Raw genomic sequence first — 16,279 nt, forward strand, 5'->3', positions numbered from 1 at the left:
TCCTGCATATAGGAGCTCACCGTGCGTACCGTGGTACGAAAGCCTTCCTGATGCAGCAAATGCGTGATTTTCGGGCTGCCGTACCGCCCTTTGGTATCCTGGAAGTGAAAGGAGATGCGCTCCATGACTTGGGTCTTGAGAAGCTCCTGCCGACTGGGTTCTGCCTGTACCCATTTGTAAAAACCGCTCCGGGACACGCCTAACACTTTGCACATCTTCTCCACACGGAATTCGGAGCGATGGCTCTCGATGAACGAGAACTTCAATTCCGGGGTTTGCTGAAGATGTGCATGGCTTTTTTTACGATTGTCAATTCCTCTTCCATTTCGGCAAGCTGGCGATCTTTAGCTTTCAGTTCGCGTTCTCGCTGCTGGAGAAGTTGTTCCAATTCACGCATGCGCTGGGCGCTGGCCACAGGCTCGTTCTCGAACTGCCGATACTTCGCCAGCCATTTGTGTAGCGTGCTGGTCGGGATGTTCAGTTCAAGAGCGATGTCCCCGAGCGACTTCGTCTGTTCTTGGATGTACTTCACCGTCCGCTGTTTAAATTCTTCATTGTAGTGCTGCCGTTGTTCACTCATGTGAACACCTCCTCGATAAGCTTATTATTAGGCTTTTCTTAAGCTGGTGTCCACTATTTACTCTAACAGCATTCACTTCCGTTATCGCTCGATCGCCACCGTTCCGCCAGCTAATTGCGGAACTTTCACTTCCGCTTTCCCGCCCCCGTCAGCTCCGACCCTGACAGGATAAAAAAGCCTCATTTCGTTTCGCTTTAACGCTTTACCGAACTTTAACTTTCCTTCCCGCTCAAAAATCTGCGCTTGTCCCGTTCACATATCCCCCGTCTCCCTGAATATATTGATAACAAGCTATCTTTTCCATAGACCGTTACATTCGTCATTCAGGTGCGCCAGAAAGCGCGGAACCGAACCGAATCAAGGCCGAAACATCCTATGCAGGAGGTGCCGCATCATGACTAAGCCGCTGTTTGTCGTATCCAGGGAAGACTGGTCGCTCCATCGCAAAGGCTACCAGGACCAAACCCGCCATCAGCAAAAAGTGCGCGAAGCGATTAAGCAAAATTTGCCCGACCTCGTCACCGAAGAAAATATCGTGACGTCCCACAACAAGCAAATTATCAAAGTTCCGATCCGCAGCCTGGACGAATACCGCTTCCGCTTCAATCATAATAAAAGCAAGCATGTCGGCCAGGGTGACGGCGACAGCCAGGTTGGCGACGTGCTCGGCGTCGATCCGTCCGCGGCGAATCCCGGCAAAGGCGAGGGAGCGGGCGATCAGCCCGGCGAGGACTACTTTGAAGCCGAGGTCAGCATGGAAGAGCTGCAATCGATGCTGTTCGAGGAGCTCGAGCTGCCTTACATGGAACAGAAGCAGAAGGACAATCTGGAAGTGCAGGACATCCAGTTCAACGACATCCGCAAGAAGGGGATCATGTCCAATATCGATAAAAAGCGCACCATTCTTGAAAATCTGCGCCGCAACGCGAATGCCGGAGCCCCCGGCATCCATCACATCTCCCCGGACGATCTGCGCTTCAAAACGTGGGAGGAAGTCGTCGTCCCCCACTCGAACGCCCTCATTCTCGCGATGATGGACACGTCGGGCTCGATGGGCAGCTTCGAAAAGTTTATCGCCCGCAGCTTCTTTTTCTGGATGACCCGTTTTTTGCGGACGAAATACGAGAAGGTCGAGATCGTCTTCATCGCCCACCATACGGAGGCGAAGGAAGTTACCGAAGAGGAATTTTTCACGAAGGGCGAGAGCGGAGGCACCATCTGCTCGTCGGCTTACCAGAAAGCGCTGGACATTATCGACCGCCGTTACCCCTCGTCGCACTACAACATTTATCCGTTCCATTTTTCCGACGGCGACAATTTGACGAGCGACAACGAGCGATGCGTCAAGCTGATCGAGAAGCTGCTTGAGCGGTGCAACATGTTCGGCTACGGCGAAGTGAACCAATATAACCGGAGCAGCACGCTGATGTCGGCGTACCGCCATATCCAGTACCCCCGCTTCCAGCACTGCGTCATCCGCGAGAAGGGCGAAGTGTACAAAGCGCTGCGGACGTTTTTCTCGAAAGCGAAGGAGGGCTGAAACGGCCATGCATCCGGACGAAATCAAGCAGTTGGAAAGAGCGATCGACGAAATATCCGAAATCGCCCAAGGGTTCGGGCTCGACTATTACCCGATGCGGTACGAAATATGCCCGGCGGACATCATCTACACGTTCGGCGCGTACGGCATGCCGACAAGGTTCAGCCACTGGAGCTTCGGCAAAACGTTTCACCGGATGAAAATGCAGTACGATTTCGGGCTGAGCAAAATTTACGAGCTCGTCATCAACTCGAACCCGTGCTACGCCTTCCTGCTGGACGGCAACTCGCTCATCCAGAACAAGCTGATCGTGGCGCATGTGCTGGCCCACTGCGACTTCTTCAAAAACAACGCCCGTTTCTCCAAAACGAACCGCAACATGGTCGAGAGCATGTCGGCCACGGCCGAGCGGGTCCGCGAGTACGAGCTGCTTCACGGGACGGAAGCGGTCGAAACGTTCCTTGATGCGGTGCTGGCCATCCAGGAGCACGTCGACCCTGCTCTGGTCAAACCGTATTACGGCGACAAGGAGCGGCAGGCCGCCGAGGCGAAGGAACGCGAAAAGAAAATGAGCCCGAGCAAAAGCCGTTCCGGTTACGAAGATTTGTGGGAACTCGATGCGGACGGCAAAAAAGCCGAACCCGAGATTGCTTCGAAAAAATTCCCCGCACGGCCGGAAAAAGATCTGCTCTATTTCCTCGAGGAGCATTCCCCCATTCTGGAGCCGTGGCAGCGCGACATCGTGACGATGCTGCGCGACGAAATGCTGTACTTCTGGCCGCAGATGGAAACGAAAATCATGAACGAGGGCTGGGCGTCGTACTGGCATCAGCGCATCGTGAGAGAACTCGATCTGACGAGCGAGGAAACGATCGAATACGCCAAGCTGAACAGCGGCGTCGTGCAGCCGTCGCGCCATAGCCTGAACCCGTATTATTTGGGACTGAAAATTTTCGAGGATATCGAGAAACGCTGGGACGATCCTTCCGAGGAAGACCGGAAGCGGTTCGGACGCCAGCCGGGACGCGGGAGGGACAAAATTTTTGAAGTGCGCGAGTTCGACTCCGACACCTCGTTCATCCGCAACTATTTAACGAAAGATCTCGTCGAAGACCTCGACCTGTACATTTTCGAGAAAAAAGGGCCGGAGTGGAAAATTACCGAGAAAGCCTGGGAGTCCGTGCGCGATCAGCTCGTCTATTCCCGCATCAACGGCGGCTTCCCGGTGCTGCACGTGATGGACGGCAACCATACGAACAGCGGCGAGATGTATATCAAGCATGCGTACGAAGGCATCGAGCTGGACATCAAATATTTGGAGAAGACGCTTCCCTATGTCCATAAGCTGTGGGGCCGGACGGTGCATCTGGAGACGATCGTCGAGGATAAAAGCGTTTTGTTTACGTACGACGGGAAAAAGCAGCATCGCAAGTTTATGTAAATACCCCCACAAAGTGGAGCCTAGGCTTCGATGCGTACTCCAATTACTTTGCGGGGACCCCGAAACTTACAAAGCAGGGTGCCGCGGCACCCTGCTTTTCGCGCTTCGCGAGAACATCCGGTTGACTTTGCGCCGGAGTCCGTTGCCCTTATTCCCTGTGCGAGTAATTCAGCGCAAGAGACTCCTCCCGCTTCCATGCAGAGTACAGCAAAGCGCTAAGTATGACGGAAATGATCAGGAACGAATAGATTCCTTTCGATGCAAGGTAATTAAACATGGCTACATTGATATGTCCGAGTACACATAAAAACAAAAGCCACAAATTCTCCCCTTTCATTCTCACTTTGACTTTCACCGAATCCGGAATAAACGAAAAACCGAGACGTTTTTTGTAAATCAAATACGCGATTAGCAAGGATGAAACGATCGATAGCAGTTGGATCACGTAGGCGGCGTAGGTCGTTTGCATCTCGACAAACGAGAAACCAATGAAATGAAAAACCAGCATGTACAGGCTTTGCACAAAACCGTAGCCCATATAGCCGAATGTCGTCATGACCGAAGCGTAGAAAACATGGACCCGGAATATTTGCCACACGCACAAAATGACGATCGGGAGCTGTACCATCGGAGCAAGCATCATGAGTTCCCACACGTCGAACAGCAGGTAAGACAGCAAGGACAGCAAAAACGAGCAGAGCAATATTTGTCCCCGGTAGCCGCTTAAGGGGAAATGAAACATGGCGAACATCAGTCCGATTAGCGCAACCCACTCCGACGCCGAGAATACCAAAAAAGCAACAACGCCCATGCGAGAACCCCTATTACTTTATGTTGGATTTTGCCGATCAAGCTCTATTATACCAATATTTACCTCAAATACATAGTTCTTTTCCTCTCCTCACCCGGTCATCTTCTCCGCTGCGGCTTTTCTTGCAATATAAGAATGTTTGAAGTTATAAAACTATAAAAGAAAATCAGCCTGACGCCATGGAGCGTCAGGCTGATCTCGTTTTTAACCGCTGCCGATCACGATGCCTATACGGCCGCCGCTTACCTGTACCGGATAGCAACGCGTACGCACCTTTTCGTCGAACAGCGACTTGCCCGTCTTCAGATCGAATTCCCAGCCATGCCAGGGACAACGCACAATTTCCTGCTCCCGGCCGTAAATGTATTCGTACACATTCGAAGCGAGCGTCGTGCCGCATACCGGCCCTTTGCACAGCTTCGCGCCCTGATGGGGGCAGTAGTTGTGGATCGCATTAAATTCGCCCTTGACGTTGTAGATGCCGATCGACCTTCCGGCGATTTCGGCGATTTTGAAAGTTCCTTCCGGAATATCCGAAGCGTCTCCCGCATCGTATACAGCCACTTGTTGTCCCCCTCCTTTCCTCTGCCCGTTACAGACGGAACAGCCGCTTCGCGTTCCCGTACAACACGCGATTCCGCGCTTCGCCGCTCAGCCCCGGCAAAATCCGCGCCGGATCGTCGAAATCCCAGCCCGGATAACCGCTTGCGAACAGCAGCATATTCTCCGCATCGGTCATTTCGAGCAGTTGCCGCATAGGCTCCGGACTATCCGATTCGTCGATCGGCTGCGTCGTTACATACAGATGATCGCGCATATACTCGCTCGGCTTTCGCTTCAGCGTCGGCACTAGCGCCTTCAGTTCCCTATAACTGCGGTCCATCCGCCACATCAGATGGGGCAGCCATGAAACGCCGCCGCCCGCGAGGACGATCTTCAGAGTCGGATAACGCTCGAAGACGCCCTCGCCGATCAAGCTGATCGCATGGGCCATAAGGCTGTGCGAAGAGGCGGTATGAAATTGCAAATAATCGCTGACGTAACCGGCGGCCGTAGGCGGACCCGCAATGCCTCCTCCCTCCGTTCCGGCGTGAATCGCGACCGGCAAGCCGCGACGCGACGCCGCTTCGAAGATCGGGGCATAGTACCGCTGACCGTAGGGAGCCTGCGAGCCGCTGCCGATGCTGATCTGCACGATGTCCGGATGCGCGCCGACCCGGTCGATTTCCATCGCGGCGAGCTGCGGATCCTGTGTGGCAACAGTCATCGCTCCCTTGTATTTCTCGCTTCTCGGCAGCCAGCGCTCGAGCAGATGATCGTTGTACGCCGCCGCCAAAGCGGCCGAGTAATCCGGATCGGAATGAACGGATATCCCGTACATGGCGCCGGTCAGCACCGCATGCCCGATGCCGTACGCCTCCAGAAAGAACGTATGCAGCCGCTCCGGATCGGCTGCCGCCCCCTCGTCCTTGGGCGTATAGGCGCGATCGATATGGGCAAGCTGCGGCGGCCCGTACGTACGCGGGGAACGAAAGCCGAATTGCTTCACCTGATGCTTCCACGGTTCTTTCAAAAAAGGCAGCAGTTCGTTCGGGTTCTTGAGCGCATGGCGAACGTCGCTATCGATAATGGGGACGGTTGCATTCATGGACCATCGTATCCTCTCCGTTAGGTTTGCTTTAACGGTACCAAACGAAGCCCGCTGCCCGCGATAAATAAATCAACTGTTTTTTGGACGATTCAACAGCGCATGAAGGAGTTCACACCCGGACCGCATAATAATAAGGTGAGGTGAGGGCGCATGTTTGAACTCGTTTTCGTGCTGGCCGAAGAAGTCGATTCGAGCTGGCGCAAGCCGGAATCGGTTACGGAGTGCGATATTTTCCTGTTCGTCGAAAGCGGCAGTCTCTTCTATGGCATTAACGGGCAGCGGATTGCTTTGACGAAGGGAGATTTTTTGTACATTCCGGAAGGCAGCCTGCGGTACGGTCTTGGCGATCGCGTGCAAGGCCACAAAAAATATGCCGTCGGCTTTCGCACAGCGGCACCGGAGACGGCAGCCGCGATTCCCCTGCTGGGCAACCGGGAGCACCGGCTCATCCATTGCCGCAATTCCGATTACGTGAAACAGCGCTTCGGACTGCTCGTGCAGATGTGGATCGGCAAGCTGCCGCATTACCAGACGATATGCTGGGGCATCCTGCTCGAGATGCTTGGCATCGCCGAGCGGGAATCGGAGAACGCCCACGTTCCCGCGAAGAAAATCTCGCTCGTAACCGACATTCAGACGTACATCCTGTCGCATTACCGGGAGCCGATCCGGATCGAGCTGCTGGCCGAGCTGGTCGACCGCACGCCGAACTATGTGACGAAAATATTCCGCGAGGTGACCGGGCAGACGCCGATCGGCTATTTGCACCAGGTACGCGTCGCTTCCGCCCGCGATCTGCTGCTGAATACGCATCTGACGATCGGCCAGGTCGCCGACATGATGGGCTTCTGCGACCAGTCGTATTTCAATCGCGTGTACAAGCGCATTATGGGACATCCGCCTTCCAGCCTGCAAAAGGAAAAGAGAGCCTACAAATAGCGGGCTCTCTTTCTCTTCCACTTGGTCAGCTCAGGCTGTACAGCTCCTTTGCGTTCCGGTACATGATTTTCTCCTTCATCTCGCCGGATATGCCCTTCAGGATCATAAACGGATCGTCGAAATCCCAGTGCGGAAAGTCGCTGGAAAACAGCAAAATATTTTCCGCGTCGATCATATCGAAAATTTGCTGCAAATGCTTCGCGTTATCCGGCTCCTCGATCGGCTGGGTCGTCAAGTAGCAGTGCTCGCGGATGTACCGGCTCGGCATTTTTTTCAGCCATGGGGTTGTGGACCGCAGCGCCTTGTAATTTTTGTCCATCCTCCACATGAGATGGGGCAGCCACGCGACCCCGCCTTCAACGAGCACGAACTTTAACTTCGGGAATCTCTCGAACACGCCTTCGCAGACGAGACTGACGAGATGGGCCATAAAATTTTGCGACAGCGACGTATGCCACTGCATATAATTGCTGACGTAACCGGCCGCCGTCGGCGCGCCGGAGATGCCGCTGCCCTCCGAGCCCGGATGGATGGCGACAGGCAGCCCGTGACGCTCGGCGGCTTCGTAGATCGGATGATAATACCGATGGCCGTATGGGAGCCGGGCCGCGCTCGCCAGCACAAGCTGCACGATGTCCGGATGCGGGGCGATCCGGTCGATCTCGCGGACGGCGAGCTGCGGGTCCTGCACCGCGACGGTCATCGAGCCTTTGAACCGCGGATTGTACGGCAGCCATTCCTCCAGCAGATGATCGTTGTAGGCGGCGGCTACAGCGGCGGCGAAGTCAGCATTCGGATGAACGGAAATGTCGTAGGAGCTGCCCGTAAGTATCCCGTACGCCATATCGTAAGGCTCCATCAAAAACTCGGTCAGCAGCTTCGGGTCGGCCGCCGCGCTTTCCCCCGCATCCGAATATGCATCCTTGCGGTGCACCCCGATCGGGGAGGCATACACGCCGGCTCCGCCGCCGGGTATCGGTCCCTTCCAGTGCCTTCTCAAATAAGCCCCGTACTGCCTATGATCCTTAAAAGCATGATGAATATCGCAGTCGATCACTTGAGTCGCAGTTTTCATGACGCCATCCCTTCCGTAATATCGTACATGTTTACGTCAAGTATAGAACCGAACGCTCCGCAGCTCGATAAAGAAATCAACTGTTTTTTGGATGATTCAACATTTTGCGCCGAAGTCTCCGCTCTCGCTCCGGACAGCACGAAACCCCTCGGGCTTCGTCCTGAACGATGCCCGAGGGGCTGCAAGTTTCGCCAGTTTACTTCGCGCCGCGAATGTCGGCGATTTTTTTGTCGATCTCCTCCGCCGCTTCCCGCAGCGCGGTATTGCTGTCCTTCTGGTCGCGAATGACCTCGACTGCCTTGCCGACCACAATGCCGGCAGCCGTGCCGTCGTATTTGGTCGGCGTCGTCGCCGCCGGGATTTTGTTCAACTGCAGCGCCTTCATATTTTTCGCTTGCAGGAAGCTTTCGCCTTTGCCGAGCGAATCTTTGACGACCGGGTCCTTCAGCGTCGGAAACCGAATGAGCCCCCCGCCTTCGATCTGCACCTCCGCCGAAGTGAGCAGCGCGATGATTTGCGTGGCAAGCTCTTGCTTGCCGTTCGCGGCCGAAACGGACCAGACTGCGCCGAAATATTGCGTCCCGACTCCCGAGGCTTCCTTAAACGTAGGAAGGGACACGATATCCCAGTTAAATCCGTTCCCTTTCTTCTCCAGATCGATCAGCATCGGGTAGACGGCATTGCCCGCCCACAGCGCTACATTGCGCTTCGTGATAAACGCCTTCTGCCCGCTCGAATCGAAGTCGGCCGGGTCGACCGATCCTCCGAGCTTATACAGCGAGGCGAACGTATCGATGATGCGCTTGAACCCTTCCGCCTGCACAAGCGCTTTCTCCGTCTTCGGATCGACGAACGGCAGCGACAACTGATTTTGCCCGAGCATATTGCCGAGATTAAACATGATGCCTTTAACGCCGTCCTGCGGCCGGTTCAGCTTGACGATCATGTCCCGCAGCTCGGGGCTATCCCACGTCATGCCGCTTTTCGGATAAGCAACCCCGTAACGGTCGAAAATGTCCTTGTTGTAAAACAAAGCCGTAGAGCCGTACGTCCACGGAAGCCCGAGCAGCTCGCCTTTGTCGGAGATGCCGCGGATCGACTGGAGCATCGGCTCCTCGAAGACGGTCAGATCGATTTTGTTCGTTTTGGCGATCGGCTCGATGTTTGCCAGCAGCCCTTTTTCCATCAGGTTCGGAATCCCGTTCGTCGCCATCAAGTAAATGTCGGGCAGTTTTTTGGCGGAGATCAGGTTGTCGATGCCGTTGCCGGGGTCGCTCGGGTTAATATGCTCGATCGTAACGTTCGGAAACTTCTTTTTGATGTGCGGCAAAATGTAGTCTTTGTAATAGTCGGGCGAAACGGTAGGATTGTACATCGTAAGCGTAGCCGTCTGATTATAGTCGAACGCTTTTTCCGCCGCCTTCCCGTCCTCTCCCCCCGTTTTGCCCTGGACCTCGGGCTGTCCGCCGCATCCGGCCGCGCCGATCGCCGCGAACGCCGACAGCAGCAGCAAGCCCGCCTTGTGGGATCGTCTCGTTTTCATTCCGAATTCCATCCCCCTTCGCCTATGATGTTTGGATTCAACACTGATTATAATGTAAGGGTTTTCAAATCAACATTAACGATTCCACACTTATTGGGAGTATTCTACAATCCCCCTGACGCAAGTGCTCCGAATCGGAAAAGACTCTATCAACGAACGGCCGCAAGGCGTATGATAGGAAGTAAGGCTTTCATGAAGGAGGAACAAACGTGGAGCAAAGTTTCAAAGTGATGACGTTTAATTTGCGCATCAACGCGGCTCAAGACCCGTATTCCTGGGAGCAGCGAAAGTTCTGGGCCACTGCGGTGATCGAGGAGCAAAAGCCGGATCTGATAGGAGCGCAGGAAGTGACGATACCGATGCTGGGCTGGCTCGCCGACCGTTTCCGGGACCGTTACGACTTGTACGCGGTAAACCGTAAGCAATCGAACGATTCGGGGGAGCACTGTGCCATACTAGTTAAAAAAGAGACGTTCTCGATCGTCCATAAGTCTTCGTTCATGCTGTCCGAAACGCCTGACGTCATCGGCAGCTTCGGCTGGGACGCCGCTTGCGAGAGGATCTGCTCGTGGGTCGAGCTGGCCGGCCGGCACGATGGCACGCCCATGCTCCGCTTCTATAACACCCATCTCGATCATCGCGGCGACTTGGCCCGCAAGGAAGGGCTGCGGCTCGTTCTGACAGAGATGGAGCGGCAGACGGAGGCGCTGCCCGCGATTTTGACCGGCGACTTTAACGCGGGGCCGGAAAACGAGCTGTTCCGGGTAATGGCCGGATTCGCGCCGATGAGCGGCTGCTTCGACAGCTGGTCCGAGGAGGAGCAGCGGCGGAGCAAGACGTTCCACGGGTACAAGGGTGGTGAAGAAGGAAGCCCGATCGACTACATATTCGCAAGCGAGGGGCTTGCCATCGAATCGACGGAGATTATTCGGGATCGCTTCGATGGGGGTTATCCTTCAGATCATTATCCGGTCGTTTCGACGATCCGCCGGAAGGTTGGGGCCACACATGAGCTATAAGCTAATTGCACTCGATATGGACGGAACGCTGCTCAGGCACGGCGGGATCGTTTCGGACGAAAACCGCAAATGGATCGCGGAAGCGCGCCGCGCCGGCAAACATGTCATCCTGGCGACAGGCCGCCCGGTCCGGAGCGTGCTGCCCTATGCCGAGGAGCTTGGCCTGGATTCGCCGCTTATCATCAATAACGGCAGCGAGGTGTGGCGGACGCCTTCCCTGCTGCATTCGCGGCATTGTCTGGACTCCGGGCTCGTCGCCCGCCTGTTTGGCGCCATCAGGCCTTACGGCGGACAGCTCCGCTACTGGGCCCATACGGTCAGCGGTAAAGTGGATAACGAGAGCTTGAGCCTCGCACCGTCCTCCCAATTGCAGGAGTCGATTGACGCGCTTGAATGGCTGCAATTCGCCATCCGGCCGGACAATCCGGACCATCTGCCGGAAATCCGGCGCGAAGTCGAGTCGTGGAATTCGCTTGAAATCAGCAATTCGCATCCGTCCAATATGGAGTTCAACCGGCTCGGCATCAGCAAGGCGAGCGGGCTGCGGGAAGTATGCGGGCTGCTCGGCGTCGACCTGTCCGAGACGATCGCCGCAGGCGACAGCCTGAACGACATCCCGATGATTCGCGCCGCAGGCTTCGGCGTGGCGATGGGCAATGCGCAGGAGCCGGTCAAGCTGGCTGCGGACGCCGTCGCCCCGACGAATGCCGAGGACGGGGTAGCCGATATCATCCGCCGTTATTTGCTGAGCTAGCACCGAAGGCGAAAGCGGACCGCGCTTTCTGCGGCGCGGTTTTCGCTCCATCTTCCACAGTTCCTTTCGCCGCAGGAAGACAAGCCTTCTCGAGCCATGACACGCCGAATACCGGCAATCGTTTCACTGCCGGTGGCGTCTTGCCGTTATTCACCTTTGCCCGTTCATCATTGAAACTTTTTCCTAAGCTTCGCCCACAAGCCGCTGCCGAGCATGTCGTCGGCGCCTTTGATGATGCTCTGAATGACTTGAAGCACGTCTCCGTCGCCGGCCCAATGCTTCTCGACGATCGACTTGTCCGTATTATTCACGAGACCGTTCAGCACGAACGCCGCAACCGCAATGTCGTCAACATACCCGAGCGGACCGGTCAGCGCCTCCGGCAGCAGGTCGATCGGCGATACGAAATAGGCGATCGCGCCGGCAAGCTTCGCCTTTTCCTTGACCGGCACCGCATCGTCCAGCGACAATTTGCACAGCAAGTGAAACAAATCCGGGGCGAACATCAAATATTCGCCGAACTTGTTCGTCTTGCCCTCATCCGTTGCAAGCCACTTTCTCATCTTCTCGCGAAAGTTTTGGTAAAAATCTTCTTTATTCATCATCGCAGGTTGCTCCTCTCGTTACTTGCGTCTAAAAGCCGGTCCGCCAATCCCACAATCGTATCCTTCATTGCAATCTTTTCGCGCCAGTCGGCCGGGATACCGTCCATGCCATAATAGGCGCCGGCGAGCTGCCCGTATACGGCCCCCGTCGTGTCCGCATCTTCGCCCAAATTGACGGCGAGCAGCAGTCCTTCCTTGTAGCTGTCGCTGTTATAGAAAGCCCACAGCGCCGCTTCCAGCGATTGCACGACATATCCGGTTCCGCGAATGTCGGGGGGCTGTCTCCGTCCAAACGAACCGCCGCGGATCGTTTGAATCCGTTCCGCCAAAGGCTCGTCCGGCAGAAGCAGGTCGGGTCCGAGCAGTTGCTCCTTGGAAGCGCCCTGCACGGCTCCTACCAGCAAGGCGGCGAAATATTTGCACGCATCGACGCATTCCTGCGCCGCATGAGTCGTCCTGGAGCTTTCCGCCGCATAACGGACGGCCTCCGCGGCAGCTTCCGCATAAAATAGCGGCACTGGCGCAAGCCGCATGATCGAGCCGTTCCCGGCCTTGGAAGGATCGGCGGAGCCGCTGTACGGGTTGCCGGTACGCTCGAATCGGCCGATCGCTTCGGCTGTCGCATTGCCGATATCGAAGCAGTAGCCTTTGCAGCTCAAATAACCGTCCCGATACCAGCGCCGGTAACGCTCCATCTGATCGAGCGGATCGAAGCCGCCGCGCGCGATTAGGCTTTCCGCAAGGCATAGAGCCATCGAGGTGTCGTCCGTCCACTCTCCGGGATTTAGCCCGAACGGCCCTCCGCCCGTCATGTCGTCTACCGGCCGAAACGTTCCCGGCTTCGTAAATTCCAGCGTCGTGCCGACGGCATCGCCAGCAGCGAGTCCCATCAGCGCTCCCCGATACCGCTGAAGTTTCTGCATTCCGGTCTCCTCCTTCTTGCGCATTCGGGCAAAACCGTATATGTTTGAAATGGCGATTGGGAAAATCGTTGCATAAACAGGTACGGCGTCAAGCCTGCCCGGCACATGGTTCGATGCTTGCCTTAGTCTCCATTGTAGCAAATTTGGCCGTATTGCTCATCCTTCCTCAGACGGACCGTTATTCCCGGCGAAAGTACGGCATGCATTCGGACAAATGCTTGTCTCAAGTCCAGGTTCGATGTAAAATGGCTGAGCCGCTACTAGACATCATCATTTCTTATGGGAGAGATCCGACTATGCAATATATCATTTACGATCTGGAATTTACGGTCACCCGCAGTAATCGGCAGTCGGCGCGGATTATCGAGATCGGCGCCGTCAAAGCGTCCGAAGACGAAGACGGCGTTCGGATTACGGACCGTTTTCAAACCTGCGTCCGCCCGGGCGGCAAGTCGGGATTATCGAAGGAAACGACCGAATTTACCGGCATCCGGCCTGAAGACATTAGCGGCGCTCCCGATTTCCGCGATGCGGCCGAGCAGTTGGTCTCCTGGATCGGCGAAGACGAATATTACTTGTGCTCGTGGGGACCGGACGACAAATATCAACTGCTTCGCCACTGCCGCGATTCCGGCTTCCGCACCGACTGGATCCGCAATCACAACGACCTGCAGCAGCAATTCTCACGGCAAAATGCAACGGAAACGTTCCGGCAAATCGGCCTTAAGCACGCGCTGGAGCTTACGGAGCTTTCGTTCGAAGGCAGCCAGCACCGGGCGCTGGACGATGCGCTCAACACGGCTGCGCTGTTTATTCACAATTTTCGGCAATTTACGCTGCAGCAAAATACGGCTGAGGACGACGCCGCTTATAGAACCGAGGTCGTCTACTCGACAGGAGACGAATCGTATTCGCCGTTTCAGAAGCTTGCGATGCTCATGAACCGCGATTCCGGAGACGCGTAAAGCCGAACCGGAGCCGCCCGGTCACGGTGCCTGTCCGGACCTTGCTTCATAATGTGATCTGATCCTCCGCCCACAACCGGCGCTGCAAGCGCATGTCCCCCGGCTGCTGCCTTCGGCCCAAGCTTCGCCATCAAGAAGACCGTCCAGAAGTTGCCTTATCCCCTACTGAAACGACTCGCCTTCCGCAAAAAATCGCAAGCAGCTCCAAGGAACGATTTTCTACAGGAATTTTCGCACCTTTCCGGCAAACGGACTGCAAGTGTAGTAAAATGGGAAATAACCGTTTTACTTCCATTCGCAGGAACAACGGGGAGGGATCATCCATGAAAAACAACTCCGGACCCAGCATACTCACGTGTATACTGGTCCTTCTTTTGCTTGTTACCGTTGCGGGCTGCAAGCAGCCAGGGACGGCGGAGCCTTCTTCGCCGCCGCAAACGCAGACTCCGCCTTCTCCCGGCTTGCCCGTTCCCGAACAAACGTCAGAGAACGACACGAAGCCTGGCGCACCCGCTCCCGACGAGCAGGAACATGTGTATAAGGCCAGTCTGGCCGCAGTCGGAGACGTGCTCATCCACAGCTCGATCTATAAAGACGCGCATACGGCGGCAGGGTACGATTTCCGTCCCATGTTTGGACCCGTCAAGCGTTATATCGAAGAAGCGGATATCGCGCTGGCGAACCAGGAGAGCATGATCGGCGGCGTGGAGCTAGGCCTATCCGACTACCCGCGGTTTAATGGTCCATACGAGGTTGGCGATGCGCTGAAGGACGCCGGGTTCGATGTCGTCAATTTGGCCAATAATCATACGCTCGACCGGGGCGAACAGGCGGTCGAAAATACGATCCGCCATTACCGGGAGCTAGGCCTGTTGTACACGGGCGCCTATGTGTCCGAGGAAGATCGCGGACAGCTTCGCACCATCGAGAAAAACGGCATCCGCTTCGGCTTCCTGTCCTACACGTACGGCACAAACGGTATTCCCGTGCCGGAACAGAAGCCATATCTGGTTAGCCTCATCGATGCCGATACTATTCGGAAGGACGTCGCGAAAGCCCGCAGCCAAACGGATGTGGTCGTCGTCAGTCTCCATTTCGGGCAGGAGTACGTGCTTATGCCCAGCGACAGCCAAAAAGAGATCGCCCGCGTTGCCGCCGAAGCCGGAGCGGCGATCGTGATTGGCCATCATCCGCATGTGCTGCAGCCGGCGGAGTGGATCGACACGAGCGAAGGCGGGAAAACGTTCGTCATCTATTCGCTCGGCAACTTTATCGCCGCCCAGGACGGCACCCGCGAACGAATCGGCGGCATCGTCCGGCTGGACGTGGTGAAGACAGTGAAGGGCGGCAGTACGCGCATCGAAATCAAGCAGCCCAGCTTCATCCCGACCTGGATTCATATGGTCGACTGGCGTAAATACAAGATCGAGCCGCTGCGGGACGTAGAGAACGAACAGCTCCCCCATGCGGACGACGTGCGCCGGGAAATCGCCGACCATATGAAGCTGTGGATGCCCGAGCTGCGTATGGACGAAGGCTAGTACCACGCACAAAACGGTGATGACATAATCTACATCCCGGGACATCCGGACATTTGCATTTGCAAGTAAGCAGCGGTCTTTAGCGCATCTTATTTATCTTAAAAATCATCGTTTTGGCAAAATAAAGCGCTTTTGGGACTCTTATATCCGGTATATTTCAATCGGGTAACGATTCGCGCAAAAATAAAAGCCGCAAAAGACTGCTATGACAAAAACATTCCCAGGTCCAGTCCCGTTAAGATGCCGCAAAGACTTCTATTTTTAACCCTAGGCAGCGCCATCTGTACGCTAATGTATGCCAACGCAGAAAACCGCCTCAAGGGCGAGTGCCCTCTTCCTGGGCAACTGCATAGTATATCGCAGACCCTGATTTGAAAGGAAGAGGACCATGACTGGCGCAGAAGAACAATTATCCTATCCGTCGGAGGTAGCCGCCTACCCCACTTACGTGGATGACCGTCCTGTAGCGCAGCCTCACGGAGGTTTTCACGAAGGACAAGGCGGTTTTCATGGCGGCCAGGGCGGCTTCCACGGGGGACAAGGCGGTTTTCACGGAGGCCATGGCGGCTATCACGGGGGCTATCATGGCGGTTACCACGGCGGCCACCACGGCGGTTATTACGGAGGGTATCATCCTTACCACCCATACTCGTCGTTTCCGGTCGTCGTCCCTATCCCCCTCCCGTATCCGTACCCCTCCTATCCTTATCCATATCCGTACTCGACCTACCCGTATTCCTACTGAAAGGGCCGTTGACGGTTGGCCCTGCCTGTTGGGACTGTTTCTCCCGATTGCAGCATCCGGGTGGACAGTCCCTCCCTTTTTGCCGGTCGAAGCCGGAAACCGTATATCATAATTCCACCCATCTCCGATTGCGGCAGGCGGGCGAAT

The 16,279-nt window shown here is 55.8% G+C and carries 17 protein-coding genes; 8 read left to right on the forward strand and 9 right to left on the reverse strand.

Annotation, left to right across the window (positions count from 1 at the left end):
• Both D7M11_RS38175 and D7M11_RS27055 read right to left on the reverse strand, forming a co-directional pair.
• On the reverse strand, positions 1–215 hold a 215-nt coding region (locus D7M11_RS38175; protein ID WP_420818443.1), incomplete at its 3' end, for an IS3 family transposase.
• A 47-nt stretch (positions 216–262) separates the two neighbouring features.
• The gene (locus D7M11_RS27055; RefSeq protein WP_120750388.1) at positions 263–580 is read right to left on the reverse strand and encodes a transposase; all 318 of its coding nucleotides are present in this window, start codon (positions 578–580) and stop codon (positions 263–265) included.
• 394 nt (positions 581–974) lie between these two features.
• Between D7M11_RS27055 and yhbH the strand changes: the two genes are divergently transcribed.
• Both yhbH and D7M11_RS27065 read left to right on the forward strand, forming a co-directional pair.
• Complete coding sequence (gene yhbH / locus D7M11_RS27060; RefSeq protein ID WP_120750389.1) at positions 975–2,120, forward strand: sporulation protein YhbH; 1,146 nt, start codon at positions 975–977, stop codon at positions 2,118–2,120.
• Between the two features lie 7 nt (positions 2,121–2,127).
• Positions 2,128–3,561 carry a SpoVR family protein gene (locus D7M11_RS27065; RefSeq protein ID WP_120750390.1) on the forward strand — a complete coding sequence of 478 codons (1,434 nt, stop codon included), beginning with the start codon at positions 2,128–2,130 and terminating at the stop codon, positions 3,559–3,561.
• A gap of 148 nt (positions 3,562–3,709) precedes the next feature.
• On the opposite strand, the gene D7M11_RS27070 is transcribed toward D7M11_RS27065, so the two are convergent.
• The 3 genes from D7M11_RS27070 to D7M11_RS27080 all read right to left on the reverse strand — a co-directional run bounded on the left by D7M11_RS27070 (position 3,710) and on the right by D7M11_RS27080 (position 6,020).
• The gene (locus D7M11_RS27070; RefSeq protein WP_120750391.1) at positions 3,710–4,372 is read right to left on the reverse strand and encodes a hypothetical protein; all 663 of its coding nucleotides are present in this window, start codon (positions 4,370–4,372) and stop codon (positions 3,710–3,712) included.
• Positions 4,373–4,576: 204 nt separating this feature from the next.
• Positions 4,577–4,936 carry a Rieske (2Fe-2S) protein gene (locus D7M11_RS27075; RefSeq protein WP_120750392.1) on the reverse strand — a complete coding sequence of 120 codons (360 nt, stop codon included), beginning with the start codon at positions 4,934–4,936 and terminating at the stop codon, positions 4,577–4,579.
• Positions 4,937–4,964: 28 nt separating this feature from the next.
• Positions 4,965–6,020, reverse strand: coding sequence for an amidohydrolase family protein (locus tag D7M11_RS27080; RefSeq protein WP_120750393.1), 1,056 nt, complete (start codon positions 6,018–6,020; stop codon positions 4,965–4,967).
• 153 nt (positions 6,021–6,173) lie between these two features.
• Between D7M11_RS27080 and D7M11_RS27085 the strand changes: the two genes are divergently transcribed.
• Positions 6,174–6,962, forward strand: coding sequence for an AraC family transcriptional regulator (locus D7M11_RS27085; RefSeq protein WP_120750394.1), 789 nt, complete (start codon positions 6,174–6,176; stop codon positions 6,960–6,962).
• 25 nt (positions 6,963–6,987) lie between these two features.
• On the opposite strand, the gene D7M11_RS27090 is transcribed toward D7M11_RS27085, so the two are convergent.
• Positions 6,988–8,037, reverse strand: a complete 1,050-nt coding sequence (locus D7M11_RS27090; RefSeq protein WP_120750395.1) for an amidohydrolase family protein — start codon at positions 8,035–8,037, stop codon at positions 6,988–6,990.
• A gap of 196 nt (positions 8,038–8,233) precedes the next feature.
• Positions 8,234–9,580 carry an extracellular solute-binding protein gene (locus D7M11_RS27095; protein ID WP_158606861.1) on the reverse strand — a complete coding sequence of 449 codons (1,347 nt, stop codon included), beginning with the start codon at positions 9,578–9,580 and terminating at the stop codon, positions 8,234–8,236.
• 209 nt (positions 9,581–9,789) lie between these two features.
• Here D7M11_RS27095 and D7M11_RS27100 point away from each other — a divergent pair, with 209 nt between their 5' ends.
• Together D7M11_RS27100 and D7M11_RS27105 are read left to right on the forward strand one after the other, a co-directional pair.
• Positions 9,790–10,599 carry an endonuclease/exonuclease/phosphatase family protein gene (locus D7M11_RS27100; RefSeq protein ID WP_120750397.1) on the forward strand — a complete coding sequence of 270 codons (810 nt, stop codon included), beginning with the start codon at positions 9,790–9,792 and terminating at the stop codon, positions 10,597–10,599.
• Positions 10,589–11,353: a Cof-type HAD-IIB family hydrolase gene (locus D7M11_RS27105; protein ID WP_120750398.1), complete on the forward strand. Its 765-nt coding sequence runs from the start codon at positions 10,589–10,591 to the stop codon at positions 11,351–11,353. Before D7M11_RS27100 ends, D7M11_RS27105 begins: the two co-directional genes overlap by 11 nt.
• Positions 11,354–11,520: 167 nt before the next feature.
• Here the strand turns inward: D7M11_RS27105 and D7M11_RS27110 are convergent, their stop codons facing one another.
• Positions 11,521–11,958 carry a YkvA family protein gene (locus tag D7M11_RS27110; protein WP_240041319.1) on the reverse strand — a complete coding sequence of 146 codons (438 nt, stop codon included), beginning with the start codon at positions 11,956–11,958 and terminating at the stop codon, positions 11,521–11,523.
• Positions 11,955–12,881, reverse strand: coding sequence for an ADP-ribosylglycohydrolase family protein (locus D7M11_RS27115; protein WP_120750399.1), 927 nt, complete (start codon positions 12,879–12,881; stop codon positions 11,955–11,957). Before D7M11_RS27115 ends, D7M11_RS27110 begins: the two co-directional genes overlap by 4 nt.
• A gap of 296 nt (positions 12,882–13,177) precedes the next feature.
• Here D7M11_RS27115 and D7M11_RS27120 point away from each other — a divergent pair, with 296 nt between their 5' ends.
• The 3 genes from D7M11_RS27120 to D7M11_RS27130 all read left to right on the forward strand — a co-directional run bounded on the left by D7M11_RS27120 (position 13,178) and on the right by D7M11_RS27130 (position 16,132).
• On the forward strand, positions 13,178–13,846 hold the full coding sequence (locus tag D7M11_RS27120) for a 3'-5' exonuclease (protein WP_120750400.1): 669 nt from the start codon (positions 13,178–13,180) through the stop codon (positions 13,844–13,846).
• Positions 13,847–14,169: 323 nt separating this feature from the next.
• Positions 14,170–15,387 carry a CapA family protein gene (locus D7M11_RS27125; protein WP_120750401.1) on the forward strand — a complete coding sequence of 406 codons (1,218 nt, stop codon included), beginning with the start codon at positions 14,170–14,172 and terminating at the stop codon, positions 15,385–15,387.
• Between the two features lie 388 nt (positions 15,388–15,775).
• Complete coding sequence (locus D7M11_RS27130) at positions 15,776–16,132, forward strand: hypothetical protein (RefSeq protein WP_193556298.1); 357 nt, start codon at positions 15,776–15,778, stop codon at positions 16,130–16,132.
• Positions 16,133–16,279: the final 147 nt, after the last annotated feature.

The sequence above is a fragment of the Paenibacillus ginsengarvi genome (assembly GCF_003626695.1).
GTDB classification, from domain to species: Bacteria; Bacillota; Bacilli; order Paenibacillales; family NBRC-103111; genus Paenibacillus_AB; species Paenibacillus_AB ginsengarvi.

Bases quoted from the DNA above. Each gene is read 5' to 3' on its own strand.
- D7M11_RS27090 (WP_120750395.1), bottom strand. From the start codon at position 8,037: ATGAAAACTGCGACTCAAGTGATCGACTGCGATATTCATCATGCTTTT.
- D7M11_RS27105 (WP_120750398.1), top strand. From the start codon at position 10,589: ATGAGCTATAAGCTAATTGCACTCGATATGGACGGAACGCTGCTCAGG.
- D7M11_RS27120 (WP_120750400.1), top strand. From the start codon at position 13,178: ATGCAATATATCATTTACGATCTGGAATTTACGGTCACCCGCAGTAAT.
- D7M11_RS27070 (WP_120750391.1), bottom strand. From the start codon at position 4,372: ATGGGCGTTGTTGCTTTTTTGGTATTCTCGGCGTCGGAGTGGGTTGCG.
- D7M11_RS27110 (WP_240041319.1), bottom strand. From the start codon at position 11,958: ATGATGAATAAAGAAGATTTTTACCAAAACTTTCGCGAGAAGATGAGA.
- D7M11_RS27085 (WP_120750394.1), top strand. From the start codon at position 6,174: ATGTTTGAACTCGTTTTCGTGCTGGCCGAAGAAGTCGATTCGAGCTGG.
- D7M11_RS27065 (WP_120750390.1), top strand. From the start codon at position 2,128: ATGCATCCGGACGAAATCAAGCAGTTGGAAAGAGCGATCGACGAAATA.
- D7M11_RS27125 (WP_120750401.1), top strand. From the start codon at position 14,170: ATGAAAAACAACTCCGGACCCAGCATACTCACGTGTATACTGGTCCTT.
- yhbH (WP_120750389.1), top strand. From the start codon at position 975: ATGACTAAGCCGCTGTTTGTCGTATCCAGGGAAGACTGGTCGCTCCAT.
- D7M11_RS27055 (WP_120750388.1), bottom strand. From the start codon at position 580: ATGAGTGAACAACGGCAGCACTACAATGAAGAATTTAAACAGCGGACG.
- D7M11_RS27080 (WP_120750393.1), bottom strand. From the start codon at position 6,020: ATGAATGCAACCGTCCCCATTATCGATAGCGACGTTCGCCATGCGCTC.
- D7M11_RS27130 (WP_193556298.1), top strand. From the start codon at position 15,776: ATGACTGGCGCAGAAGAACAATTATCCTATCCGTCGGAGGTAGCCGCC.
- D7M11_RS27115 (WP_120750399.1), bottom strand. From the start codon at position 12,881: ATGCAGAAACTTCAGCGGTATCGGGGAGCGCTGATGGGACTCGCTGCT.
- D7M11_RS27095 (WP_158606861.1), bottom strand. From the start codon at position 9,580: ATGAAAACGAGACGATCCCACAAGGCGGGCTTGCTGCTGCTGTCGGCG.